20 protein-coding genes and 1 tRNA gene are annotated in these 24,212 nt (G+C 73.3%); 15 read left to right on the top strand and 6 right to left on the bottom strand.

From position 1 onward, the window contains the following. The first annotated feature begins 162 nt into the window (after positions 1-162). Together J2X59_RS00005 and J2X59_RS00010 are read left to right on the top strand one after the other, a co-directional pair. Positions 163-633, top strand: coding sequence for a BLUF domain-containing protein (locus J2X59_RS00005; protein ID WP_066655844.1), 471 nt, complete (start codon positions 163-165; stop codon positions 631-633). Between the two features lie 76 nt (positions 634-709). Continuing rightward, positions 710-1,321: a ScbR family autoregulator-binding transcription factor gene (locus J2X59_RS00010; RefSeq protein ID WP_326495260.1), complete on the top strand. Its 612-nt coding sequence runs from the start codon at positions 710-712 to the stop codon at positions 1,319-1,321. Between the two features lie 32 nt (positions 1,322-1,353). On the opposite strand, the gene J2X59_RS00015 is transcribed toward J2X59_RS00010, so the two are convergent. After that, positions 1,354-1,812: a BLUF domain-containing protein gene (locus tag J2X59_RS00015; RefSeq protein ID WP_144411358.1), complete on the bottom strand. Its 459-nt coding sequence runs from the start codon at positions 1,810-1,812 to the stop codon at positions 1,354-1,356. 61 nt (positions 1,813-1,873) lie between these two features. Between J2X59_RS00015 and J2X59_RS00020 the strand changes: the two genes are divergently transcribed. From J2X59_RS00020 to J2X59_RS00030, 3 genes are read left to right on the top strand one after another with little or no spacing between them, the layout of a single operon-like run. Further along, complete coding sequence (locus tag J2X59_RS00020; protein WP_326495261.1) at positions 1,874-2,674, top strand: MSMEG_4193 family putative phosphomutase; 801 nt, start codon at positions 1,874-1,876, stop codon at positions 2,672-2,674. A gap of 33 nt (positions 2,675-2,707) precedes the next feature. Next, on the top strand, positions 2,708-3,235 hold the full coding sequence (locus J2X59_RS00025; RefSeq protein WP_326495262.1) for a DUF3090 domain-containing protein: 528 nt from the start codon (positions 2,708-2,710) through the stop codon (positions 3,233-3,235). Then, positions 3,232-4,008 carry an SCO1664 family protein gene (locus J2X59_RS00030; RefSeq protein ID WP_251154492.1) on the top strand — a complete coding sequence of 259 codons (777 nt, stop codon included), beginning with the start codon at positions 3,232-3,234 and terminating at the stop codon, positions 4,006-4,008. The genes J2X59_RS00025 and J2X59_RS00030 overlap by 4 nt, the downstream gene beginning before the upstream one ends. Before the next feature lie 119 nt (positions 4,009-4,127). Here J2X59_RS00030 and J2X59_RS00035 read toward each other — a convergent pair whose 3' ends face one another. The 3 genes from J2X59_RS00035 to J2X59_RS00045 form a co-directional block, all read right to left on the bottom strand. Then, positions 4,128-6,146 carry a vWA domain-containing protein gene (locus tag J2X59_RS00035; protein WP_326495263.1) on the bottom strand — a complete coding sequence of 673 codons (2,019 nt, stop codon included), beginning with the start codon at positions 6,144-6,146 and terminating at the stop codon, positions 4,128-4,130. Beyond that, positions 6,139-7,554, bottom strand: coding sequence for a magnesium chelatase (locus J2X59_RS00040; RefSeq protein WP_326495264.1), 1,416 nt, complete (start codon positions 7,552-7,554; stop codon positions 6,139-6,141). The genes J2X59_RS00035 and J2X59_RS00040 overlap by 8 nt, the downstream gene beginning before the upstream one ends. A gap of 124 nt (positions 7,555-7,678) precedes the next feature. Further along, a complete protein-coding gene (locus J2X59_RS00045) occupies positions 7,679-8,878 on the bottom strand; it encodes a cobalamin-independent methionine synthase II family protein (RefSeq protein ID WP_066655822.1) in 1,200 nt (399 codons plus the stop codon). A gap of 248 nt (positions 8,879-9,126) precedes the next feature. Between J2X59_RS00045 and J2X59_RS00050 the strand changes: the two genes are divergently transcribed. From J2X59_RS00050 to J2X59_RS00080, 7 genes are all read left to right on the top strand, one after another. After that, positions 9,127-10,527: an MFS transporter gene (locus tag J2X59_RS00050; RefSeq protein WP_066658565.1), complete on the top strand. Its 1,401-nt coding sequence runs from the start codon at positions 9,127-9,129 to the stop codon at positions 10,525-10,527. Between the two features lie 149 nt (positions 10,528-10,676). Next, on the top strand, positions 10,677-11,351 hold the full coding sequence (locus tag J2X59_RS00055) for a GntR family transcriptional regulator (protein ID WP_251160378.1): 675 nt from the start codon (positions 10,677-10,679) through the stop codon (positions 11,349-11,351). A 343-nt stretch (positions 11,352-11,694) separates the two neighbouring features. Further along, positions 11,695-11,784, top strand: a tRNA-Ser gene (locus J2X59_RS00060). Positions 11,785-11,931: 147 nt separating this feature from the next. After that, a complete protein-coding gene (locus tag J2X59_RS00065) occupies positions 11,932-12,930 on the top strand; it encodes a glycosyl hydrolase family 18 protein (RefSeq protein WP_326495265.1) in 999 nt (332 codons plus the stop codon). A 188-nt stretch (positions 12,931-13,118) separates the two neighbouring features. Next, the gene (locus J2X59_RS00070; RefSeq protein ID WP_326495266.1) at positions 13,119-14,111 is read left to right on the top strand and encodes an AAA family ATPase; all 993 of its coding nucleotides are present in this window, start codon (positions 13,119-13,121) and stop codon (positions 14,109-14,111) included. Continuing rightward, positions 14,111-15,442, top strand: coding sequence for a DUF58 domain-containing protein (locus J2X59_RS00075; protein ID WP_326495267.1), 1,332 nt, complete (start codon positions 14,111-14,113; stop codon positions 15,440-15,442). The genes J2X59_RS00070 and J2X59_RS00075 overlap by 1 nt, the downstream gene beginning before the upstream one ends. Then, positions 15,439-17,796 (top strand): transglutaminaseTgpA domain-containing protein, encoded by a 2,358-nt coding sequence (locus J2X59_RS00080; protein ID WP_326495268.1) that lies wholly within the window; start codon positions 15,439-15,441, stop codon positions 17,794-17,796. Before J2X59_RS00075 ends, J2X59_RS00080 begins: the two co-directional genes overlap by 4 nt. Before the next feature lie 388 nt (positions 17,797-18,184). Here the strand turns inward: J2X59_RS00080 and J2X59_RS00085 are convergent, their stop codons facing one another. Both J2X59_RS00085 and J2X59_RS00090 read right to left on the bottom strand, forming a co-directional pair. Next, positions 18,185-18,793 (bottom strand): TetR/AcrR family transcriptional regulator, encoded by a 609-nt coding sequence (locus J2X59_RS00085; protein ID WP_066655808.1) that lies wholly within the window; start codon positions 18,791-18,793, stop codon positions 18,185-18,187. Positions 18,794-19,232: 439 nt separating this feature from the next. Continuing rightward, entirely contained in the window at positions 19,233-20,006 is a 774-nt protein-coding gene (locus tag J2X59_RS00090) for a trimeric intracellular cation channel family protein (protein WP_066655795.1), read from the bottom strand. A gap of 69 nt (positions 20,007-20,075) precedes the next feature. Here J2X59_RS00090 and efeU point away from each other — a divergent pair, with 69 nt between their 5' ends. From efeU to J2X59_RS00105, 3 genes are read left to right on the top strand one after another with little or no spacing between them, the layout of a single operon-like run. Beyond that, on the top strand, positions 20,076-21,665 hold the full coding sequence (gene efeU, locus J2X59_RS00095) for an iron uptake transporter permease EfeU (protein ID WP_326495269.1): 1,590 nt from the start codon (positions 20,076-20,078) through the stop codon (positions 21,663-21,665). Beyond that, on the top strand, positions 21,652-22,902 hold the full coding sequence (efeO, locus tag J2X59_RS00100; RefSeq protein WP_326495270.1) for an iron uptake system protein EfeO: 1,251 nt from the start codon (positions 21,652-21,654) through the stop codon (positions 22,900-22,902). Before efeU ends, efeO begins: the two co-directional genes overlap by 14 nt. Next, the gene (locus tag J2X59_RS00105) at positions 22,899-24,182 is read left to right on the top strand and encodes a Dyp-type peroxidase (RefSeq protein WP_326495271.1); all 1,284 of its coding nucleotides are present in this window, start codon (positions 22,899-22,901) and stop codon (positions 24,180-24,182) included. Before efeO ends, J2X59_RS00105 begins: the two co-directional genes overlap by 4 nt. The last annotated feature ends 30 nt before the right edge of the window (positions 24,183-24,212 follow it).

The raw sequence follows: 24,212 nt of genomic DNA on the forward strand, positions 1-24,212 counted from the left end.
GTCTCCGCCGAGGTGGGCCCCGCCCCCCCCCCGCGGCCCCCCCCCCCCCCCCCGCCGCCCCCCCCCCCCCCCCCCCCCCGGCGCCCCCCCCCCCCCCCCCCGCGGGGGGGGGGCCCACGACCGCATTGACCCCCCACCGGAGCAGCACACAGACTGGCGCCGATGACGCAACTCACCTCCCTCGTGTACATGTCCGTCGCCGTCGACGAGATGACCGACGACCACCTGGTCGCCATGCTCCGTGAAGCCCGCCTGCGCAACGAGGCGCTCGGTGTCTCCGGACTCCTGCTCGCCAAGGGCGGCCGCTTCATGCAGGTGCTCGAGGGCCCCTCCTGGAGCGTCGAGGACCGCTTCGCCGCGATCGAGCGCGACACCCGCCACGAGGGCGTGAAGTCGCTCTCCCGCGAGGACATCGACACCCGCCGCTTCGACGGCTGGTCGATGGCGTTCGGCAACCCGTCGGACCTCGAGGTCCGCGACGAGCCCGGCTTCAACACCTTCCTCACCGAGCGCTCCGGCCTGCCGGCCGAGCTGGCCGGCTCGCCGGCCGACTGGCTGCTCCGCTGGTTCCGCGGACGCGACCTGCAGGACGTGCCCGAGGAGCGCATGACCCTGGCCCGCCACGCCGCGTGACGACCTGACGGGACCCCCTCGGACTGGAGGCACGGTGCGGGCCCGCACCGTGCCTCCGGTCCGAGACACTGGTCACGTGGGGAAACGTGAGCAGATCTTGGTGGCCGCGGCGGAGGAGTTCGACCGGGTCGGCTTCGCCGCCACGTCGATCGCCGCCGTCGCGCGCCGCGCCGACGTGGCGCAGGGCACGCTGCACTTCCACTTCCCGACGAAGCTCGCGCTCGCCCTCGGCGTGATCGACGAGCAGAACGCGCGGACCTTCGCGGAGGTGAGCCACGACGCCGCGTCGCCGACGGCCGCCCTGATCGGGGCGTCGAAGCAGATCGCGGACCTGCTCCGCACCGACCCGATCGTGCGTGCCGGCATCCGCCTCTCGCTCGAACGCGGCGAGTTCTCCGGAGCGACGTCGTCGTTCTACGAGCAGTGGATCGGCGGCATCGTGGACGTGTTCTGCGTTGCGATCGGCAGCGGTGAGCTCGAGACCGACCTCACCCCGGAGGAGCTCGGCGGTTCGGTCGTGCCCTACTTCACCGGGGTGCAGCTGGTCGCCGAGGTGCGGAGCGGTCGCGCGGACCTCGACCCCGCGGTCGCGGTGATGTGGCGGGTGCTCCTGCAGGCGACCGCCGCGCCGGCGCACCGGGCACGCCTGCTCGGGGTGGTCGCCGACACCTTCCGCGCGGCAGACTGACCTCGTGGACCGTCGACGGGCGGAGGTCCGCGTCAGCGGTCGGTGAGCTCCCGGTCGCGGAACCACTTGAGCAGCCACGCGGCGCTCGTGCCGTCGAACTCCGGGGCGAAGTCCATCGTGCCGGACAGGAACGGGCTGAACCCGTCCTCGGTCGCCACGTCGGACTCGTCGAGCGACCGGTAGGCCATCGACCAGCCGTCGAACCGCCGGCGCTCGATGTCCTCGCGGATCAGCGACTTCACCCCGTCGTGCCGAGGATCGCGCGCGATGGCGCCGAAGCGGTCGTCGACGCTCCACGCCGGGCCCTCGAGCAGCTGCATGAACCGGCCGCCCTTCGCCACGAGCAGCCCGGAGACCCCGAGTGCCTCGTTCCGGAGCCGTGACTCGCGCAGGAGCTCGGCGAGCGCGTCGTCGTCGAAGGGCACGGCCGAGCGGCTCATGTAGACGATGGAGACGAGCACCGCACCATCTTCGTGCATGGTGCGGCGCACGCCGACCACTGTCCACCATCCGCTTCGCGTCCTGGTCGCCCTGGTGCCTAGGATCGACCGCATGGCGACCGTCCTCCTCGTCCGGCACGGACGCACCACCGCGAACGCGACCGGGGTCCTGGCGGGTCGCACCGCCGGGGTGGCACTCGACCGCGTCGGCCGCGAGCAGGCCGACCGGGCCGCCGAGCGCATCGCGCCGATCCCGCTCGCCGCGCTCGTCACGAGCCCGCTCGAGCGCTGCCGACAGACCGCACGCGTCCTGCTCGCCCGCCAGCAGGGCAGCCCCGACGTGCGGGTCGAACGGGCGATCACCGAGGCCGACTACGGCGACTGGCAGGGCCGGAAGCTCGCGGACCTCGCGAAGGAACCGCTGTGGCGCACGGTGCAGGCGAACCCGAGCGCCGTGGTGTTCCCCGGCGGCGAGTCCATGCAGACGATGCAGTCCCGTGCGGTCGCCGCGATCCGCCGGATCGACGCCGAGGTCGAGGCGCAGCACGGCCCGACGGCGGTGTGGGTCGCCGTGAGCCACGGCGACATCGTGAAGTCCGTCCTCGCCGACGCGCTCGGCATGCACCTCGACCTGTTCCAGCGCATCGCGGTCGGTCCGGCGTCCGTCTCGGTCGTCCGCTACGGGGAACACCGGCCCGAGGTCGTCGCCACCAACACCGACTCCGGCGACCTGTCCTGGCTCGCTGCGGCACCGGCCCCCTCGGGCGACGCGGCGGTCGGCGGCGGAGCAGGACACGACGGGACCGGCGGCGGAGGCGGAGCGGACGGGACCGGCGGCGGAGCAGGACACGACGGGACCGGCTCGGCGGACGGGGCGGTCGGCAGTGGTCAGCCGGGGACCGCTGGACCCTGAACGGACGGAGCCGCACGCTCCTACAATCGGGTCATGCCCACCATCGTGCACGGCTTCGACTGGCCGGAACGTCTCGTCGTCGGGACGGTCGGCCGCCCGGGTGAACGCGCCTTCTACCTGCAGGCACGTGACGGCAAGCGGGTGACCAGCGTCGCGCTCGAGAAGGAGCAGTCCGCGGTGCTCGCGGACAAGGTCGCCGAGCTCCTCGACGAGGTCGCGACCGTCGGGGACAACCGCTTCAGCGTCCCGCCGGCGGCACCGTCCGAACTCCGGGACGCCGCGCCGCTCGACCAGCCGGTGGAGCCCGAGTTCCGCGCGGGTGCACTGAGCCTGGGGTTCGACCCGGCGACGGCGCAGGTGGTCATCGAGGCGTACCCGATCGAGGACGAGCTCGAGATCGTCACCGAGACGGACGAGGACGGCGACGAGGTCGAGGCCGTCGTCGAGATGCCCGAGCCCGCCGAGGTCTTCCAGGTGAAGATCCCCGTCGGCAGCGCCCGGGCCTTCGTCGAACGCACCCGCGAGGTCGTCGCTGCCGGTCGGCGCCCCGGCGACGCATGAGCGACGACGCACCCCGGTACGACGGCCCGCTGACGATCCGGGCGCGCATCCGCGAGGCGTCGAACGCCACCTTCCTCGCCGACCTCGACGGCGAGTCCGTCGTGTACAAGCCCGTCGAGGGGGAGCGTCCGCTGTGGGACTTCCCGGACGGCACGCTCGCCGGCCGGGAGGTCGCGGCACACCTGGTCTCCGAGGCCTTCGGGTGGGGCATCGTGCCGCCCACCTGGCTCGGCGACGGCCCGTTCGGCCCCGGCATGGTCCAGCGCTGGCAGGACGTCGACCCGGAGCAGGACCCCGTCGACCTGGTGCCGACCGAGGAGGCCGACGCCGAGGGCACCCCGTGGTTGCCCGTGCTCGAGGCCATCGACGAGCACGACCAGCCCGTCACGCTCGTGCACGAGGACACCGCGGCACTCCGCCGGATGGCGGTGTTCGACGTGGTGGTGAACAACGCCGACCGCAAGGGCGGGCACGTGCTCGCCATGCCGGACGGGCACCGCCACGGCGTCGACCACGGGCTGACCTTCCACGTGGACCACAAGCTCCGCACGGTCCTGTGGGGCTGGATCGGGGAGCCGCTCGACCCCGACGAGCTCGAGGGGCTCGACCGGGTGTCCGAGGCGCTCCGCGGGGACCTGGGCGTCGCGCTCGCCGAGCACCTGACCCGCGGGGAGATCGACAACCTGCGGGCCCGGTGCGCCGCGCTGCGCGCGGTCGGGATGTTCCCGCCGCCGCCCGGACACGGACCCGCCGTCCCCTGGCCCCTCTTCTGAAGGACGGGAGGCGCGGCACCGTCCGGCGCCGGGGCCCACGCCGGCCGGTTCCCGGCAGACGCGCCAGCGGCTGCCGGGCCGTGCCCGGTGGGGAGCCTCCCGTCTGTCGGCTGGCCCGGTCAGCCCGCCCGGTCGTCGCCGAACAGGGACGCGCCTCCGCGACGGGAACCGAGGTACGACCCGACCACGGCGACACCGAGGTCGTCGTTCTCGGGCGCGACGACCGAGCCGTCCACCCGTCGGGCCATGGCATCGATGAACCGCGCCAGCCCGGGGTCGTCACCGAGTCGGAAGAACGTCGTCTGCGCCCCGAGCCGGCCGGCGTTCTCGAGCTCGCGGACCGTCAGCGCGATCGTCACGGGATCGGGCGGGTAGCCGAACCACACCTGGCCGTTCGGCTCGAGGTGCGAGGTCGGCTCGCCGTCGGTCACGACCAGGAGCACTGGCTGCGCCGTCGGGTGCTTCCGGAAGTGCCGGTTGGCCAGCAGCAGTGCGTGGTGCAGGTTCGTGCCCTTGTCCCACTGGGCGTCGAGGCCGACGAGTCGTTCGACGTCCATGACCTCCGCCTCGCGCCCGAAGGCGATGAGCTGCAGGTCGTCGCCGCGGAACCTCGTGCTGACGAGGGTGTGCAGCGCGAGGGCCGTCCGCTTCATCGGGACCCAGCGGTCCTCCATCGCCATCGAGAACGACGTGTCGACGAGGAGCGCCACGCACGCCTGGGTCCGCGCCTCGGTCTCCTGCACCTCGACGTCGTCGATCGTCAGGCGGACACCCGCTCCGGTGCGTCCGTCCGCCGCGGTCCGGACCAGGGCGTTCGTGATCGACCGGGGGAGGTCCCACGGCTCGGTGTCGCCGAACGCCCACGGTCGGGTCGCCCCGGAGGGCTCGCCCGACGCCCCGGCGCGACGGAGGTCACGCGCGCCCTGGCGCCCCGACATCCGCTCGGCCACGTCCCTGAGCAGGCTCTTGCCGAGCTGCCGCATCGCCTTCGGGGTCAGCCGGAGGTGCCCGTCCGTGCCGCGCTGCACCGCGCCCGAGTTCCGCAGGGCCTGCTCCAACCGCTGCAGGGTCCTGGCGTCGACGGTGGCCTCGTCGCCCAGCTGACGCTGCAGGGCGTCGAGGTCGAGGTCGGCGAGGTCGGACCCGGGCCCGGACTGCGCCAGCTGCTCGGCCAGGGCGTCGAGGTCGGCGATGTCCTGGAAGACCCCGGTCCCGTCGCCGAGTCCGAGGCCCTGCTCGCCGTCCATCCGCTCGGAGCTGCCCCAGTCCTCGCCGGGGCGGAGCGCGCGGAGGGTGTCGTCGAGCTGCCCGAGCTGACCCATCAGGTCCGGTGAGCCGAACGCCTGCTGCGCGAGCGCGTCGAGCTCGTCGCGCTGCTCCTGCGTCATCGAGTTCCGCATCCGCTGCGCGGCCGCGGCTCGTGCGGCGAGGTCGTCGAGCAGCTCCTCGACGTTCTGCGGGCCGGACGGGAAGTACTGCCCGTGCTGCGCCGTGAACGCGTCGAACTGCTCCTGCGTGTCCGTGCCGCGGCGGTGGTCGTCGAGCAGCTGGTTGAGGTCCCGCATCATCGCGGACACGGCTGCGCGGTCCTCGTCGCTCGCGTTCTCGAGCGCCTGCTTCATGCCGGCGAAGCGCTGGTCGAGCACCTCGCGCCCGAGCAGGTCCTTGATCTCGTCGTACTTCTGCCGGGCCGTCGGGCTCGTCCAGTCGTAGCCGTTCAGCTCCTGCACGGCGCTCGCGGGCGACGGCGGCAGGCTGTCGAGCTGCAGCTCGGCCAGGGCGCGGTCGCCGTCGTCGAGCTCGACGTTCCGGGCGAGCTCACCGCGCTCGGCGAGCAGGGCCTGGTCCAGGAGCTCCCTGACCTGCTGCAGGGTGCCGTCGAGGTTGTTCCGGCTGGTGAGCTCGCGCCGACGTTCGGCGACGCGACGCATGAGGTCGTCGAGCCCGCGCTGGGTCTGGCCGCCGCGCCGGAGGAACTCGCGGAGGGCGCGCTCGGGGGAGGTGCCGCCCATGACGTCCTCGCCGATGGCGTCGAGCGCCTCGGTCAGGTCGACCGGGGGAGCGAGGGGATCCGGTCCGCCCTCGTACTTCCCGTAGCGGGCGTCGCGGGTCAGGCGGCGGTTCTGCCGGCTAGCCATAGACGGCCTCGCCGCCCCCCGACTCCTTGCTGATGCGCCGGGCCAGGAAGAGCCCCTCGAGCGCGAGCTCGATCGCGCCGGCCCGCTCGCCGTCGTCGGTCGCCCCGAGCCGCTCGCACACCTGGTCGTAGACGTCCGACTCGCCGATCGACGGGAGCCCTTCGAGGAAGGCACGGGCGCTGACCTGCTCGCCCGTCGTCACCATCGTGCCGCCGTCGAGCGCCTCGACGAGGACGCCGAAGTCGATCCCGCGGAACCGCGAGCGGACGGTCTCGGCCGTGGCGGTGCGGAGCAGGTGCTCGAGGACCTCGTCGGCACGGTCCTCCTCCCCGTTCTCGAACTCGATCTTGCCGCCGAGGACGTCGACCGCGGTCTCGAGGTCGATCGGCCGCGCGACCGGGTGCTCCTCGCCCTGCCGCGCGGCGCGGTGCACGGCGGCGGCGGAGATCGTCTCGGCGCCGGCGATGGCGAAGCGGGCGCTGACGCCGCTCCGCTGGTCGACGGCGCTGGACTGGCGCAGGGCGCGTGTGAACCGGGCGAGGATCTCGACCAGGGCGTCGGGGACCTCGGCGGTGAGCTGGGCCTCCTGCCGGATGACGGCGACCTCGTCGGCGAGCTCGATGGGGTAGTGCGTCCGGATCTCGGCGCCGAAGCGGTCCTTCAGCGGCGTGATGATGCGGCCGCGGTTCGTGTAGTCCTCTGGGTTGGCGCTGGCGACGACGAGCACGTCGAGGGGGAGGCGCAGCACGTAGCCGCGGATCTGCACGTCGCGCTCCTCCATCACGTTGAGCATCGCGACCTGGATGCGCTCCGCGAGGTCGGGGAGCTCGTTGATCGCGACGATACCGCGGTGCCCGCGGGGGATCAGCCCGAAGTGGATGGTCTCGGGGTCGCCGAGACTGCGGCCCTCGGCCACCTTCATCGGGTCGACGTCACCGATCAGGTCCGCCACGCTGGTGTCGGGGGTCGCGAGCTTCTCGACGTAGCGCTCGTCGCGGTGCACCCACGAGATCGGCAGGGCGTCGCCGAGCTCCTCGGCGCGGCGGGTGCTCGCGGTGGTGATCGGCTCGAACGGGTGCTCGCCGAGCTCGGACCCGGTGATCACCGGGGTCCACTCGTCGAGCAGCCCCTGCAGCGTGCGGAGCAGGCGGGTCTTGCCCTGCCCGCGCTCGCCGAGCAGCACGACGTCGTGCCCGGCGATGAGCGCACGCTCGAGCTGGGGGATGACGGTCGTCTCGAACCCGTGCAGGCCGGGCCAGGGGTCGCGGCCCTCGCGCAGGGCCTGGAGGAGGTTGTCGCGGATCTCGGCGCGGACCGACTTCTGGACGTGCCCAGCAGCGCGGAGCTCGCCGACCGTGTGGATGTCAGGTCGGGTCACGCTCCGCACGCTACGCCCGCGCACCGACATGCGGACGGGAGGCGCGTGGCGGCGCTCGGCTCCGGAAAACGCAACCTCCGCGACACCTCGCAGCGCTGTACCGCTGCGAGGACCCGCCGACGTTGCGTCTTGCGGGAACAGCGCGGCGGGAGCGTCAGCCGAACAGGCGGCGCGACGCGATCTCCGCACCCTCGACGAGTGCTCGGAGCTTCGCCCACGCGACGTCCGAGGCGACGAACTCGTAGCTCGCGAAGGTCGCCAGGCCGCAGTCGGTCCCGGCGACGATGCGGGTGGGGTCGCCGACGGCCTCGGCGGCCTCGACGATCCGGTTCGCCACGAGCTGCGGGTGCTCCAGGTAGTTGGTCGTGACGTCGATGACGCCCGGCACGAGCACCGCGTCGTCGGGGAGCGGCAGGTCGCGGAAGGCCGGGAACTCGTGCGCGTGCCGCGGGTTGCCGAACGGGATGCTGAAGGACCCGACCTCGGCGCGGTACAGGTGGGGGAGCAGCACGTCGACCGGGACGTCGTCCTGGTGCGGGCCCTGCCAGTTGCCGTAGCAGACGTGCAGCCGCGTCTGCTCCTTCGGGATGTTCCGCAGCGCGTGGTTGAGCGCGTCGACGTGCAGGTCCACGGCGGCCAGGAACTCGTCGAGCGACGCGTCGCCGAAGTGGATCACGCGCTCCATGGCGAGGTCCGGGGCGTCGAGCTGCAGGACGTGCCCGCGGGCGACGATCTCCTCGTACTCGACGCGGAGCTGCTCGGCCAGCGCGAACACGTACTCCCGGTGGTCGCGGTAGTGCGGGTTCTCGTCGTCGAGCAGCAGGGTCGTGGCGACGATGCCCGGCGTCGCGGCCGAGATGAAGGTGCCGGCCGGGGTGCGGCCGGCGGCGGCGTTCCGGGCGAGCTCGCGTTCGAAGCCGTCGAGGTCCTCGCGGATGCCGGCGCGCTCCTGGTCGTACTCGAGCAGCCCCTGGGCGAGCGGGGTGTCCCACACCCGGGCGAACTCCGCGCCCTCGTCGATCTGCCGGGCCTGGAATGCCGCGTACTCCGGGAACTTCACGCTGTCGAGCGTCGGCTTGCGGTGACCGGAGCCCCCGAACCCCGACAACCGGTCGCGGATGTAGGTCGAGAAGCCGACGCGCGGGACCTCGCCGTCGTTGACGACGTCGAGGCCCGCGTCGAGCTGCGCATCGACGGTGCGCGCGAGCACGGCGGCGATCTCCTCGCGGAGTGCCTGTTCGTCGTGGGGCTTCCCCTGGTCGCGGGCTACCAGGAGCGCGGTCAGCTCGGGCGAACGGGGGAGCGACCCGGTGTGCGTGGTCAGGATGCGGTCGATCGAGTTCTGGGTGGGCACGTCGTCACGCTACCGACGCGGGCGCCGGCCGCGTGCGGTCGTGACGTCGCGCGTCACCGTGATCCGACGCGGACGGGAGGCACGGTGCGGGCCGCCCCGCGCCTCCCGTCCGCGCTGCACGACTTCCTGAATCTGTGAGGATGTAAAGCTGCGCTGGTACTGGGAGCCAGCCTGGAATCTCCGGAGTACGGTCCGCTCTCGTGAGCAGCACGACGAACGGGGCGATCAAGAGCCTGGTCCCCGCCAGGATGGACAGACTGCCGTGGACGCGCTTCCACTGGAGCGTGGTGGTGGGCCTGGGGGTGTCCTGGATCCTCGACGGCCTCGAGATCCAGATCGTCTCGAACGCCGGCTTCCAGGCCGACCTCGACCTGTCGACGCAGCAGGTCACCCTGCTCGGCACCATCTACCTGGTGGGGCAGGTCGTCGGCGCCCTGGTCTTCGGACGGATGTCCGACCGGCTCGGCCGCCGCAAGCTCTTCATCCTGACGCTCGCGATCTACCTGATCGGTTCGGGCATCGCCGGACTCGCCCAGGACTTCTGGTTCCTGGCGGCGTTCCGCTTCGTGGCGGGCCTCGGCATCGGCGGTGAGTACGCGGCGATCAACTCGGCGATCGACGAACTCATCCCGTCGAAGTACCGCGGCCACGTCGACATCGCCATCAACGGCACGTACTGGGGCGGTGCGGCGCTCGGCGCCTTCGCCAACATCTACCTGCTCGACACGTCGATCTTCGCCGAGAACATCGGGTGGCGCATCGGGTTCTTCCTCGGCCCGGTGCTCGGCATCGCGATCATCTTCCTGCGGCGGCACATCCCGGAGAGCCCGCGGTGGCTGATGACCCACGGACGCGAGGAGGAGGCCGAGCGCACGGTCTCCGAGATCGAGGCCTCCGTCGAGAAGTCCACCGGACACCGGCTGCCGGACGTCGACGAGTCGAAGGCCATGACCGTCACGCCGCTGGACAAGGTCGGGTTCCTGACGATCGCCAAGGTGCTGCTGAAGCAGTACCCGACCCGCACCCTGGTGGGCGCGACCATGATGATCACCCAGGCGTTCCTCTACAACGCGATCTTCTTCACCTACGCCCTGGTGCTCACGAACTTCTTCGGGCTGAAGACCGCCGAGACGGCCGTGTACTTCTTCCCGTTCGCGATCGGCAACCTGCTGGGGCCGATCGTGCTCGGCCGGTTCTTCGACACCTGGGGTCGTCGGCAGATGATCTTCCTGACCTACCTGGTGTCGGGTCTGGTGCTCGCCACCTCGGCGTTCCTGTTCCGAGCCGACGCCATCAGCGCCACCGTGCAGGTCGTGTTCTGGTGCGTCTCGTTCTTCTTCGCCTCGGCCGGTGCCTCGAGCGCCTACCTGACCGTGAGCGAGATCTTCCCGCTCGAGCTGCGGTCGCAGGCGATCTCGTACTTCTTCGCCCTCGCGCAGATCTTCGGTGCGGTCGCCCCGGCGATCTACGGCGCGTTCATCGGGGACGGGTCGTCACGTGAACCGCTCTTCTGGGGGTACCTGCTCGGGTCGGCGGTGATGATCGCCGGCGGGATCGTGGCGTTGGTGTTCGGGGTCGACGCGGCGCGCAAGGGTCTGGAGGACATCACCCAACCCTTGTCCGTCCTCACTGACGCGTCCAAGAAGTAGGATTTCGTATACGTGATGTTTAGCGCCGAGACCCTCCCGCTGGGAGGGTCTCGGCATGGCACTCCTCCACATCCCGACCCCGACCGGATCGTTCCCCTGGTCGCCCGCTCCCGGAGCACCGGGTGGTCGTCGTGCGTGACCCTGGGGCGATGGATCGCTCATCGTCCTCGGGGAACGACCGGGTCCCCGACCCGAACGGCATCCGCCGCAGCCTGCTGCGTGACGCCGTCTTCCTCAAGCTGCTCGAGAACGTCCTGCGCGGGGTCTACCGGCGAGGGCAACGGCTCCGGCTCGACGACATCGCCCGGGACATGCAGGTCTCGCGCACACCCGTCCGCGAAGCCCTCGTCCCGCTCGAGTCGCTGCGGCTCGTCAGCGTGCAGCGGTACGTCGGCGTCGTCGTCGCCCACTGGTCCGTCGGCCAGATGGTCGAGCGACTCCGGGTCGCCCGGGCGATGATCGCCGATCCCGCTCCTGGCTGCCAGGGGGCGGACGAGCAGTTCGACGCGCTCGTGCTCAGGTCCTGCCTGACCGAGGCCGGGGCGCTCGTCGAGCTCGGTGCCTGGTACCTCCGTCGGCGCGGTGCGATCGTCAGTGCCGACTGGCTCACGGCGCAGCGGGCCGTGCTCGACACCTTCTTCACGGACGACGTCGCCGTGGCGAACGGCATCGACGCCGTCGTCGGGCGGCGTGCTCGCGTGCAGCAGGTCGAACGGGCGGCTGCTGCGGCGGAGCGTGGACAGCTCGACGAGTGCGCCGCAGCGCTCGTGGGGTTGGCGGAGGACCTCATCGCGTTGCCCGACCGGTTCCGCTCCGCCGCGTGAGGCACGGTGGGGGCAGCGCCCACCGGAGAGCACCCAGAGCGGGGGCGCGGACCGGGTCCGCGCCCCCTGGTCGTCCCCGTCCGGCCGCCGCGGTCGGGTGCGTCGGGCTCGGCAGAAGGGGGGACGACGTCTGGTGCTGTGTCGCGGCGACGGGGGAGGTGATGCCCCCGGAACGTGATGTCCGCGTCCCGACGATGCTAGGCGTCGGGGTACGAGCGGACAAGCCCCAGCTGTCCCCACTTCAGGGGACCCGGCGACCGACCCGAGGTGATCGTGTCGTGGCGGGAGGTCGAGAGGACGCTCGTCCTCCTGTATGGTGGGTCTCGCGCTCGTGAGAGCGCACGGAGACGTCGCATAGTCCGGCCGAGTGCACCACCCTGCTAAGGTGGAGTCCCCTTTGAGGGGACCGAGGGTTCAAATCCCTCCGTCTCCGCAGTCGACGAAACCCCTGCCACCGGCGGGGGTTTCGTCGTTCCGGCAGGGTGCGCGCGGGAACACGACGGTGCGGCCGTGCTCGACGGTCGGGAGGCACGGGCCGGCCCGGCACGGGTGCCCTGGCCCCGCCCACTACCGTTGCCCCGTGCTCCGCTCATCCGCCCTCGCCGTCGCGCTCGTCGTGATCGTCACCACGGTCGCCGGCTGCGCCGACGCGTCCGCTGCCCGCGGCGTCGCCGTCGAGGCGTACGTCGAGCCGGGAGCCCCGACGGCGGTCGCCCGGGTGCGAGCCGCCACCGAGCGGGCGGACACGATCGGTATCGACGGTGTCACGCTCACCGCGGACGGCAGGGGCCTCGCGCCGCTGCCCGACGGCGTCGACCGACTCGCCCGCGCCGCAGCCCGTGGGGGCGCGCGACCGGAGCTCCTCGTCAGCAACTTCTCCGGGACGCTCGGTGACTTCTCGCCGGAGACCGCCTCGGCGCTGCTGGCCGACCCGGTCGCCCGCGCACAGGTGGCTCGGGACCTGGCGGCCCTGGCGCACGACCACCACTGCACGGGCGTGCAGATCGACCTCGAATCACTGCGCGACCGCGACCGCGCGGGACTCGTCGCCTTCGCGGCCGCGCTCGAGGACGCGGTGCACGACGAGCTCGGTGCCGACGCCCCGGTGTCGATGGCCGTGATGGCGTCCACCTCGGCCGCGGGCTTCCGGGACACCGGGTACGACCTCCGTCGTCTGGCGCAGCACGTCGACCGATTCGTGCTGATGACCTACGACCAGCACGGCCCGTGGAGCGGACCGGGCACGATCGGCGCCCTGCCGTGGGCGCAGCGCGTCGTCGAGGTGGCCGAGCACGAGGGACTGCCGGCCGACCGCACCGACCTCGGCGTCGCCGGGTACGGGTACCGCTGGGGTGGACCGGACGCCGGGCAGGTGTCGCCGGCGCGGGCCCGTGCGCTGGCCGGCGGTGCCGCACGCTGGTCGGACCGCACGGGGGAGTGGTCGGCGACCCTCCGCGACGGACACGAGCTGCACTGGTCGGACGCCCGCTCCTACCGGGCACGCGTCGCGCTGGCGCAGCGACTCGGGCTGCACGGCGTCGCGCTCTGGTCGCTGACGACCGAGGCCCTGCCGCGCTGACGCCCGCACCGACCGGACCGTGACCAGGAGGCGGTCGGGAGGCGCGTGGCGGCCCCGCACCGCGCCTCCCGTCCGTCGCGGGGCACGGCCCGTGTGTGCCTTCCGGATGATCGGTGACGCATCCTCCGGTGCCTGTCACCGCGCCGTTGTAGCATGCACGACACCTGTCCCGAGACGAGGAGGCCTGCGTGCCGGACCAGCCCGACCAAGCCTTCCCGATCGAGCACGTGCGAGCGGTGGGCGACGACGTCGTCGCAGCCGTCTCCACCGTGGTGGACGGCAAGGTCGACGCCATCCGCACGGCCTTCACCGTGATGCTCGCCGAGGGGCACCTGCTCGTCGAGGACGTCCCCGGCGTCGGCAAGACCGTGCTCGCGAAGGCGCTCGGTGCCTCGGTCGGCGGGACGGTGAACCGCATCCAGTTCACCTCGGACATGCTGCCGTCCGACGTCACCGGGGTGAACGTCTACGACCAGTCGTCGGGCACGTTCCGGTTCTCGCCGGGCCCGGTGTTCGCGAACGTCGTCATCGGTGACGAGATCAACCGCACGAGCCCGAAGACCCAGTCGGCCCTGCTCGAGGCGATGGCCGAGGCGCAGGTGACCGTCGACGGCGTGACCCGGCCGCTGGAGTCGCCGTTCATGATCGTCGCGACCCAGAACCCGATCGACATGGAGGGCACGTACCCGCTGCCCGAGGCCCAGCGCGACCGGTTCATGGCCCGCATCGCGATGGGGTACCCCAGCGCGGACGCCGAGCGCCAGATGCTCGCGGCGCGCGGGACCCGCGACCCGCTGTCCGCGCTCCGACCGATCGTCGACGTGCAGACGCTGCGGGCGATCGTGCACGCCGTGCGCGGGGTGCACCTTGCCCACGACGTCGAGGCCTACATCGTCGCGATCGTCCGTGCCACCCGCACGCACCCGGACCTCGTGCTGGGCGCGAGCCCTCGCGCCACCCTGCACCTGGCGCAGGCCGCTCGTGCCCACGCCGCGCTGCTCGGTCGCCCGTTCGTCACCCCCGACGACGTCGCCCACCTCGCACCGGTGATCCTGTCCCACCGTCTCGTCCCGGTCGCCCGCGGGCTCGGCGGGGCCGCCGAGGACACCGCGCGCGACGTGGTCGTCCGGATCGTGTCCGACACCGCCGTGCCGTTCGCCTCGGCCGCCGTCCGCTCCTGATGCCCGACGGCAGCGGGCCCTCGACGTCCGCGCTGCGTGCGGGCGCGGTGCGGTCGTGGGTGCTCCGCACCGGGCGACGCGGCGCGGCCATGCTCCGCCGGACCCCGTTCCCGCGGCCGACGGCCAGGGGGTGGACGGTGCTCGGGTCGGGGATCGCCCTCGTCGGCGGTGGTCTCGTCGCCACGACGAGCATCGCCGTCTCCGCCGGGCTCCTGCTGCTCGTGCTGCTCGTGCTCGGGATCGTGATGGCCCTCGTCGTCGCGGCGCCGCTGCGCGCGACCCGGTCGACCGCCCGCTCGGTCGTGCAGGTCGGCGAGGTCCACCGCGAGCGGATCACCCTGCGGGGGACGTCGTTGCCGATCGGGCCGCGGACGACCCTGCTGGTGCGGGAGCAGCTCGAGGACGCCCTCGCGAGCGTGTCCGACGCGCAGACCTACGCCCTGGTCGGCCCGAACGAGCCTCCGGCGGTGCTCGACGTCGAGGCCCTCGCGATGCACCGGGGCCGCACGCTGGTCGGCCCCGTGACCATCCGCGTCGAGGACCCCTTCGGCCTGCTGCGCATCGACCGACCGGTCGTCCCCGCCGAGGAGGTCGTGATCGTCCCCGCATCCACCACCCTCGGCGCCATCGACACCGGAGCGCTCGCGGGTGCCGTCTCGGCGGACGAGGGCCGCGTGGGTCAGGGCGGGTCCGCCGACGACAGCGAGCTCCGGCCGTACCGGCAGGGCGACCCGATCCGCCGCGTGCACTGGGCACAGAGCGCCCGACGCGGCGAACTCCACGTCCGTCAGACCACGCAGGCGCAGCCGCCGGAGGCCGTCATCGCCATCGACCTCCGCCGAGAGTCCTACCAGGCGCTCGGCCGCGACGACCTCGCGGAACTGAGCGACCTCGGTGGCGACGCCGCGTTCGAGCACGCCGTCGTCGTCGCCGCGAGCGTCGCCCGTGCCCTCAGCGCGCGGACGTCGCGCGTGGTGCTCGTGAGCGACGACGCCCCGGGCGCGGGACGGCACACCGGCGACGTCGGCAGCCTGACGGACCTGCTCGTCGGACTCGCCGACGTCCGGGTCCGCTCGGACGCCCGCCCGGTCACCGAGGTCCTGTCCGACGTGCACGGTCGCGACGTCCACGGCATGACCGCCGTCGTCACCGGCCGGTGCACCGCCGAGCAGGCCGCCGAACTCGTCGCCGCGACGAGCGGCTCCAGTCGCGGCATCCTCGCGACCATCGTCCCGCCCGACCCCGTGGTGCGCGGCACCCTCGACCGTGCCGGCTGGCGGACCCTGGTCGTGCCCGTCGCGGGCGCGCAGGCGCACGGGAGCACTCGGTGAGCGGGACCTCGACGGCCGACCGCGTCAGGACGCCCACGCGCAGCGGCCGCCCCGAGCGTCCGGCCGAACGCGACGACGCCCCGGGACCGTGGGTCGTCGCCCTGGCACCGCTGCCGGTCCTCATCGCGGCGCTCGCGATGCGTCCGCTCGTGCAGGGCACCGCCTGGTGGCTGTCCGGCGTCGTCTTCACGGCGGTGCTCGTCGCCGTCGTCCTCGCCGTCCGCCGTCGCGCACCGGGCGTCCGCTTCATCGCGCTCGTCGCCACACTGGTGGTCGGGTCGTGCGTCGCCGCGGTCGTCAACGACGTCCACCCCCTCGGCTGGCTCGACCGCGAGGGAGCCCTCGGCGAGGCGCTCGCCGCGATCCGGCTCAATCCCGCGCCGCTGCCGCAGAGCGACGCGATCCGCTTGATCGTCACCGTCGCGATCGCCTGGGTGGCCGGGGTGACCCTGTTCCTCGCCGCGATCGCGCCGACCGTCGCGCTCGCGGCGGTGCCCGCGCTGGTCGTGCTCATCGTCCCCGGTGTCGTCACGGGCGAGCCCGCCTCGCCGGTGCTCGTCGTCCTGGTGGGGGCGGCGTTCCTCGGCCTCCTCTGGCTGTCCGTCCGACCGGTGCAACGGGCGTTCCCGGCCGCCGTGGTCGGCGTGATCGGGCTCGTCGTCGCCGTGGGGCTCCCGGTGCTCGTCCCGATCAACGCCAGCTGGCTGTCCGGCGTGACGGGCGCGCTGCAGGCCCCGATCCAGCCCGGTCGTCCCGGCACGCTGCTCGAGCTCGGTCGCGACCTCCGCCAGCCGAACGAGCTCGAGGTGTTCCGCTACCGCACCGCCGACGGGCAGCCGGAGTACCTCAAGCTCGCCGACCTCGACGAGTTCGGCACCGGCGACTGGGTGCCGACCGTGACCGACGCCAGCACCGCGGAGACCGCGGACCAGCAGCAGTGGGCGGTCGGGATCAACCCCCGTCTGGCGAGCCGCGGCGACCTGACCGTGCGGATCACCGGGCTGTCGAGCAACTACCTGCCCGTGCCCGGCGGCGCTGTGTCGCTCGAGTCGCAGTCGACGAACCTGGACCTGTCGCAGTGGCGTTGGATGGGGGACTCGAGCACGGTCCGGTCGACCGGTCCCGTGACCCAGCGCGGTTCGACCTACCAGGTCTTCGGCGCCTCGACCTGGTCGGGAGAGTACCTCGACGCGATCGCCGCGAGCGGGATCCTCGGGCGCACCGACGGCCGCGGGTTCACGGCGCCGAGCGAGACGCAGCTCCGCACCGACCTGGCACTGCCCGAGGACCTGCCACGTGACATCCGGGCGGCGGCCCAGCGGGTGGCCGGCGGGCTGCCGAACGACTACGCCCGGGCGCGTGCCCTGGAGCAGTGGTTCCGGAGCGACCTCTTCACCTACTCCGAGACGGCCCCCGTCGAGCAGGGCTACGACGGCGACAGCATGGACGTGATCGACACGTTCCTGCGCGTGCGCCAGGGGTACTGCGTGCACTTCGCGTCGTCGATGGCCGTGATGGCGCGGACGCTCGGGATCCCGTCGCGCATCGCGGTCGGGTACCGGGCGAGCAGCGACCAGACGGAGGACGGCGAGTACACCGTCTCGAACCGACAGCTGCACTCGTGGCCCGAGCTGTACATCCGTGGCGCCGGTTGGGTGTCGTTCGAGCCGACCCCGAGCTCCGACGCCGCAGCGCAGGCAGGGACCGAGTCGTCGGCGACGCCGGCTCCGGCCCCGTCGGAAACGCCGCTGCCGGCCCCGGGGGAGACCGCTCCCGCCGAGGCCTCGCCCACCCCGACGCCCTCCGCCTCGACCGGAGCGGGCGCGGCGGCCACGACGGGCGGCGGCGCCGGACCCGGTGCCGCCGGCCTGGTGGCCGGACTGCTGCTCCTGCTGGCGGTGCTCGTCGCACCCGGGGTCGTCCGTGTGGTGCGTCGGCGCCGACGGCTCGCCGCGGTGCAGGCGGGACGTTCGCCCGCACTGCAGGCCTGGCGCGAGGTGCTCGACGACGTCGCCGACCACGGGTACGCACCGGGGCTCGCGCCGCCGGGTGACGCCGCCGCAGCAGCGCGGACGGCGCGTGCGGTGCGCGGTCGGCTCGTCGGGACCGTCCCCGCGAGCGTGCTCCCGCACCTGACGAGCATCGTCGATGCGGTCGACCTGGAGCGCTTCGCCGCGGACGGTGCGGCGGGCGTGGACACGGCAGCACTCCGGCGGGCAGTCCTGGAGGCTCGTGTCGCCCTCGACGCGTCCGTCCCGCGGGCGCGCGTGGTCCGGGCGCGGCTGTTCCCGCCGAGCCTGCTGCCCTCGTCCGCGTGGTCCCACGAGGGCCGGCAGCGCCGGCGCACGGCCTAGCCGCGGGGCGGCGCGCTGCCGGCGCCGGCCGTGCCGGCCGTGCCGGCCGTGCCGGCCGTGCCGGCCGTGCCGGCAGGGCGTGGTGTGGCGTGCTCGCGCACGACGGGGAGCACGTCACGCCGCGGAATCGCGTGGTGCGACGTGCTTCGGGTTGTGCGGACGGCTGCTGGCGCTCCGCCGCGCCGGGGCGCATGCGCCGCGGCCGCGTCAGCGCCGCGGCCGCACGACCGCGGCCGTGCCGGGCCGGGCGTGGTGTGGCGTGCTCGCGCACAACGGGGAGCACGTCACGCCGCGGAATCGCGTGGCGCGACGTGCTTCCGGTTGTGCGGACAGCTGCTGGCGCCCCGCCGCGCCGGGGCGCATGCGGCGGCGCCGCCGCGGCCGCGCGTCAGCGCCGCGGGCGCACGACCGCGTCCACCAGGCTCGCGATGACGTCGCCGGGGTTCACCCCGGGCAGGGCCGGCCCGTCGAACACGATCCCGGTGTTCGCGCCGATGAGCAGCGTGGCGAAGTCCTCGAGCGGCATGCCCGGCTCGACCTCGGGGTGCGCCCCGAACCACGACCGGACCAGGTCGAGCACGCCGTCCTGCAGCTCGCGCCGCTGCCGGACGAACTCGGGCATGAACTCCGGGTCGCGGAGTGCGTACCCCCGGAGCTCCGAGACGAGGGCGAACTGCCGACCCTGGTCGTACCGCCCGAACGCCGCTCGGACGACCTCGGCGATGCTCGTGGCGGCGACGTCCTCGTGGACGACCTCCTGGAGCGCGGCGAGGATCCGGTTCGTCGAGCGCTGCATGACCTGGGCGACGAGGTCCTGCTTCGACGTGAAGTTCGAGTAGACGGCGCCCTTGCTGAAGCCGGCGCGAGCGGCCACGTCGTCGAGCCGGGCGCCGTGCACGCCGGACTCGGCGAAGACGTCGGCTCCGGCGACGAGCAGTCGTTCGCGCACCTCGGCGCGGGGTGTCCGGGGGTTGGGGGAGGAAGCGTCGTCGCGCATGGGTCCTGGTCCGTGATCGTCGTCGTGGACGGTGGTGCGCCGTCCTGTCGATCCCCGCGCGTCGGTGGCGCACGGGCCGTGCCGCACCCGGTCCGGTGCGACCCTCGGAGACCTGCCGCGCCGCGCGTCGTGATCACGCGCGGCACCAGCGAAGCCCCCGGCCCCGTCGCTCGGTGGACCGCCACGTTCGGGTCGTGTCGGTGCGTCGAGGACGGTGGTCACCGGGTCGGTACCCGGCGGGAGCGATCGTACCGCGGCAGGCCGCTGCAGCGACGGGATCGTGCGTCGTCCGGACGGTGGGTCACCGGCGTGCCCGGGCACCGACCGGAGCCCGGGCCGAGGCGCTGACCGAGGCGCCGACCGAGGCGCCGACCGCGGCGCCGGCCGGGGCGCTGACGGGGCGCTGACGGGGCGCTGACGGGGTGCCGACCGCGGCTCGTCAGACGCCGTCGGGCGTGTCCCGGTCGCTGCGGACGGCCCCGTCGCCGGTGCGGCGTCCGGGGCGACGGAGCAGCCGGATCGCGTCGGGGCGCAGCCGTCGCCCGCGCTGCAGCAGTGCGCCGAGCGTCGACTTCGGCTGCCACTCGCGACCGTTCGGCAGCCCCCAGCCGCGCTTGACGGCCCCGTACCGGAGCCCAAGCGACAGCACGATCGCCGCGATGATGCCGATCGACGGCGATCCGAGGTACGAGGCGACCACCATCACCGCGGACGCGGCGACGGCCACGGTGGCGTAGAGCGCGTTCCCGCCGAACACCGCGGGCACGCGACGGAGCAGCAGGTCGCGCATCGCCCCGCCGCCGACCGCGGTGATGGTGCCCATGATGATCGCGGCGGGCCAGCCGAGACCGGCGTCGAAGGTCCGCTGGACCCCGACCACGGACCAGAAGCCGATGACGGCGGCGTCGAGCACGGTGAACAGTCGGTCCCAGGTGAGCTCCGAGAACGACACGAAGAACGCGACCAGTGCGCCGGCGATCGCCACGGGCAGGTAGAGCGGGTCGACGAGCGCGACGGGCGGCCCGTTCTGCAGCAGGGTGTCGCGGAGCATGCCGCCGCCGAGGCCGGAGACGAAGCCGACGACGAGGAAGCCGAACAGGTCGAAGTCCATCGTGCGTGCGAGCGAGCCGCCCAGCAGTGCCGAGGCGAACACGCCGGCGAGGTCGAGCACGTTGGTGACCGACGCCAGGGCCTCCGGGGTCAGCACGTTCATGAGAACAATCAAACCCCACGTCGCCGGAGTGGCGGGCCGAACGCTGGTTAGGTTAGCCTCACCTTCGCCATGATCGCCACCCTCGTCATCGGCCTCCGTGAAGGCCTCGAAGCGACGCTCATCGTCGGCATCATCGCCGCGTTCCTCCGTCGCAACCGCGCGCCCCTCGCCCCGATGTGGGCCGGCGTCGGGCTCGCCGTCGCGCTGAGCATCGCCGTCGGCTTCGGCCTGCAGCTCGTCGAGCAGGCACTGCCCCAGGCCCAGCAGGAGGGCATGGAGACGGTCATCGGAGCCGTCGCCGTGGTCTTCGTCACGGGGATGATCGTCTGGATGCGCACGCACGCGCGCACGCTGTCGCGGGACCTGCAGGCCAGTGCGTCGGCGGCGCTCGGACGGGGGACCGCCTGGGCGCTGGCGGGCATGGCGTTCCTCGCGGTCCTCAAGGAGGGGTTCGAGACCTCGGTCTTCCTCCTCGCGACCTTCCAGGCGTCGTCGGACACCGGCACGGCAGCCGTCGGTGCCGTCATCGGCATCGCGGTCGCAGTGGCGGTCGGGTACGGCATCTACACCGGCGGGGTCCGGCTCGACCTCGGCCGGTTCTTCACCGGTACCGGCGTCTTCCTCGTCTTCGTCGCCGGCGGCCTGGTGCTCACCGCACTGCGGCACGCGCACGAGGCCGGGTGGCTCGTCATCGGCCAGCAGCGCACGGTCGACCTCGGGTGGCTCGCCCCCAACGGGTCGCTCCGCGGCGCCCTCGTCACCGGCGTCCTCGGGATCCCCGCCGATCCGCGCGTGATCGAGGTGCTCGGTTGGTTCCTCTACGTCGTGCCCGTCCTCGCCGTCGCGGTCTGGCCGCGCCGCTGGCGTCCGTCGCCGGCCCGCGTCCCGGTGGTCCGCGCGGCGGTCGCCGCCGGGCTCGCGGCCACGGCCGTCGTCCTCGCCCTGGTCGTCCCGAGCACGGACGTCGACCTGCCGCGTACGACCGCGCTCACCGGTGACGCACGGGCCGTCACGGCGGACGTCGACGGTCCGGCAGCAGTCCTGCGCGTCTCCGGCACCGGCCGGGAGGCACGACGCACCCTGCCCGCGTCGGCCCACCGCCGCGTGACCCGCTCCGGCGTCGCCGCCGACCGCTGGCAGGTCACCGAGGACGTCCCGGCCGACGAGCGCCCCACCTCGCTGACGCTCGACGACCTCGTCGGACTCTTCGGCCGGGTCCCGGTCGGCATCTCGCCGAGCACGGACCCCGGGCCGTTCACGGCCCGCTGGTCCGTCCGCGAGACCGTCACCCTGACCACCGTCGGTGGGGGTGTCCTGGACGCGACCCGCTCGGAACGCGACGTGCTCACACTGCGCGGTGGGGGCCTCCCGGCCGCCCGGACCACCACGCTGGAACGCACGGTGTGGGCGGTGCCGACCGACCGCGTCGACCGCGCGGCCGCGGACCTGGCCGCGGCGCACACCCGCGCTGCCGAGCTGCGGCTCTGGAGCACCTGGCTGCCGACCGCGCTCGCCGTCGCCGCCGCCGCACAGGCGTTGCTCGCCCTCCGCGACCGTCGCCGCGCCGTCGCCCCACCGACCATGACCCCCGGAACCGACCCGTCGCGCGGACCGCCCGCCGACATCCCTGCAAGGAGCCTCGACCATGCCGTTCGGTAGGACCGCCCGCCCCCGCGCCGCCCACCCCCTGGCCGCCCGCCCCCTGATCGTCCTCGGTGCGCTCGGCACCGTCACCGCCCTCGCCCTGACCGGCTGCTCGGCGGGGTCGCCCGGCGACGACGCCTCGAGCGGCACGGGGAAGGTCTCCCGCGTCACCATCACCCTGACGAACGACGGGTCCGACGCCTGCGCCGTGTCGACCACGAAGGTCCCCGCGGGCCCCGTCACGTTCACGGTGCACAACGAATCGTCCACCGCCATCACCGAGGTGGAGCTCCTGCAGGACCAGCGCATCCTCGGCGAGAAGGAGAACCTCGCCCCGGGGCTCGACGCCGTCCGCTTCACCGCCACGCTGAGCGGTGGGGAGTACCAGGTCTACTGCCCGGGTGCCGAGCACGAGCTCACCGACCTCACCGTGACCGGCAAGGCTGCGTCGACCGCGAACAGCAGCGCGGCCACCCTGCTCGCCGACGGAGCGAAGGGCTACGCGACCTACGTCGACGGCCAGGTCACCGACATGGTGGCGGCCGTGCAGCAGCTGCAGCACGACGTCGACGCCGGCGACCTCGACGCGGCGAAGCGCGACTACGCGGCGGCCCGTCCGTTCTACGAGCACGTCGAGAGCGACGTCGACGGCTTCGTGAAGCAGGGGTTCTCGGCCACCGACAACGCCGGCAACCTCGACTACCTGATCGACATGCGCGCGTCGAACCTCGACGACGCCGTCGGCTGGAGCGGCTTCCACGCCGTCGAGAAGGACCTGTTCCAGGCCGGCGCGATCACCGCGTCGACGAAGGAGACCGCGGCCGCACTGACCGCCGACGTCGAGCTCCTCGCGAAGCGCGTGCCGTCGATCGAGTACAAGCCCGAGGACCTGGCGAACGGCGCGGCCGGGCTGCTCGAGGAGGTCCAGTCGAACAAGGTCACGGGCGAGGAGGAGGCGTACAGCCACATCGACCTCGTCGACCTCGCCGCGAACGTCGAGGGTGCCCGGCAGGCCTTCGCCTACCTCAAGCCCGGGCTGACGAAGGTCGACCCGGCGCTGACGAAGCAGATCGCGACCCGGTTCGACACGACGAACAAGATGATGGACGGCTTCCGCGACGCGGACTCCCTCGGCGGCTTCGCCACGTGGGACGCCGCCGCGAAGGCGAAGGACGCCAACCGCATCTCGCAGCAGGTCCAGGCGCTGCAGGACCCGCTCTCGCGCCTGGCCGAGAAGGTCGCGACGGCGTGAACGACTCCCGCTTCTCCCGCCGCGGGTTGATCGGTGCCGGGCTCGCGGCCGCCGGTGCGGGCGTGGGTGCCGTCGCGGGTGTCGCCGGGTCGGCCGCGGCCACCGGCGTCGACCCGTTCACCGCGGCCGCGAACGGCGACGAGTCCGTCGACCTGTCGCAGTCGGTCCCGTTCTACGCGACCGCCGCCCGGCAGCCGCAGGGTGGGATCCGCACGACGCCGCAGCGGCACTGCGTCTTCATGGTGTTCGACCTGACGGCGTCCACCGCGACCGAGCTCCAGGTCCTGCTCGCCCGCTGGTCGGCCGCGATCGCGCAGCTGCAGGCCGGCCGGACGATCGGCAGCGTCGAACCCGTCCACGGCGACGGTGTTGGAGCGGACACGGGCGAGGCGCTCGACCTCGGCCCGGCGTCGCTGACCGTCACCGTCGGGCTCGGTCCCGGGGTCTTCGACGAGCGCTTCGGCCTCGCCGCGAAGCGTCCGGCGCACCTGGCTGCGATCCCGCCGCTACCGAGCGACGTCCTGGACGCGCAGCTGACCGGCGGCGACCTGTCGCTGCAGGCCTGCGCCGACGACCCGCAGGTGGCGTACCACGCGGTCCGCGACCTGGCCCGGATGGCCCGGGGCACCGCGACCGTGCGGTGGACCGTGATCGGGTTCGGCCGTGCCTCGGCCGGTCCGACGCAGTCGACGCCGCGCAACCTGATGGGGTTCAAGGACGGGACGCGGAACGTCACGACGGACGACGAGTACGACCGGTTCGTGTGGCTCGACCGCGGAGCCGACTGGATGGCCGGTGGCACGTACCAGGTGGTGCGGAAGATCCGCATGAACCTGGAGACCTGGGACGCCGACGTCGTCTCCGACCAGCAGCGGGTGTTCGGCCGGACGAAGGTCGAGGGCGCGCCGCTCTCCGGCGGGTCGGAGCACACGACGCCGGACTTCCACGCCCGGGCGCCGCACGGCACCGACGCGGACGGCGGGACCGCGATCGACCCGCGCTCCCACGTCGCCCTCGCGGCGCACGAGAACAACGGCGGCGTGAAGATCCTGCGCCGCGGGTACAACTACACCGACGGGCTGAACCAGTACGGGCAGCTCGACGCCGGCCTGCTCTTCGCGGCGTACGTGAACGACCCGGAGCACGTCACGCGGCTGCAGCGGAAGCTCGGTGCGTCCGACCGCCTGAACGAGTACGTGTCGCACATCGGGTCCGGGGTGTTCGCCGTGCCGCCGGCACCCCGCAAGGGCTCGTACATCGGGGAGCAGCTCTTCCACTGACCCCGGCGGGAGTCGAGGTGGGTGCCCTCC

It is taken from the genome of Curtobacterium sp. 260 (assembly GCF_030803485.1).
Lineage (GTDB): Bacteria > Actinomycetota > Actinomycetes > Actinomycetales > Microbacteriaceae > Curtobacterium.

Coding starts and splice junctions, on each gene's coding strand:
- J2X59_RS00005 (WP_066655844.1), top strand. CDS start 163: ATGACGCAACTCACCTCCCTCGTGTACATGTCCGTCGCCGTCGACGAG.
- J2X59_RS00020 (WP_326495261.1), top strand. CDS start 1,874: ATGGCGACCGTCCTCCTCGTCCGGCACGGACGCACCACCGCGAACGCG.
- J2X59_RS00025 (WP_326495262.1), top strand. CDS start 2,708: ATGCCCACCATCGTGCACGGCTTCGACTGGCCGGAACGTCTCGTCGTC.
- J2X59_RS00030 (WP_251154492.1), top strand. CDS start 3,232: ATGAGCGACGACGCACCCCGGTACGACGGCCCGCTGACGATCCGGGCG.
- J2X59_RS00035 (WP_326495263.1), bottom strand. CDS start 6,146: ATGGCTAGCCGGCAGAACCGCCGCCTGACCCGCGACGCCCGCTACGGG.
- J2X59_RS00040 (WP_326495264.1), bottom strand. CDS start 7,554: ATGTCGGTGCGCGGGCGTAGCGTGCGGAGCGTGACCCGACCTGACATC.
- J2X59_RS00050 (WP_066658565.1), top strand. CDS start 9,127: ATGGACAGACTGCCGTGGACGCGCTTCCACTGGAGCGTGGTGGTGGGC.
- J2X59_RS00055 (WP_251160378.1), top strand. CDS start 10,677: ATGGATCGCTCATCGTCCTCGGGGAACGACCGGGTCCCCGACCCGAAC.
- J2X59_RS00075 (WP_326495267.1), top strand. CDS start 14,111: ATGCCCGACGGCAGCGGGCCCTCGACGTCCGCGCTGCGTGCGGGCGCG.
- J2X59_RS00085 (WP_066655808.1), bottom strand. CDS start 18,793: ATGCGCGACGACGCTTCCTCCCCCAACCCCCGGACACCCCGCGCCGAG.
- J2X59_RS00090 (WP_066655795.1), bottom strand. CDS start 20,006: ATGAACGTGCTGACCCCGGAGGCCCTGGCGTCGGTCACCAACGTGCTC.
- efeU (WP_326495269.1), top strand. CDS start 20,076: ATGATCGCCACCCTCGTCATCGGCCTCCGTGAAGGCCTCGAAGCGACG.
- efeO (WP_326495270.1), top strand. CDS start 21,652: ATGCCGTTCGGTAGGACCGCCCGCCCCCGCGCCGCCCACCCCCTGGCC.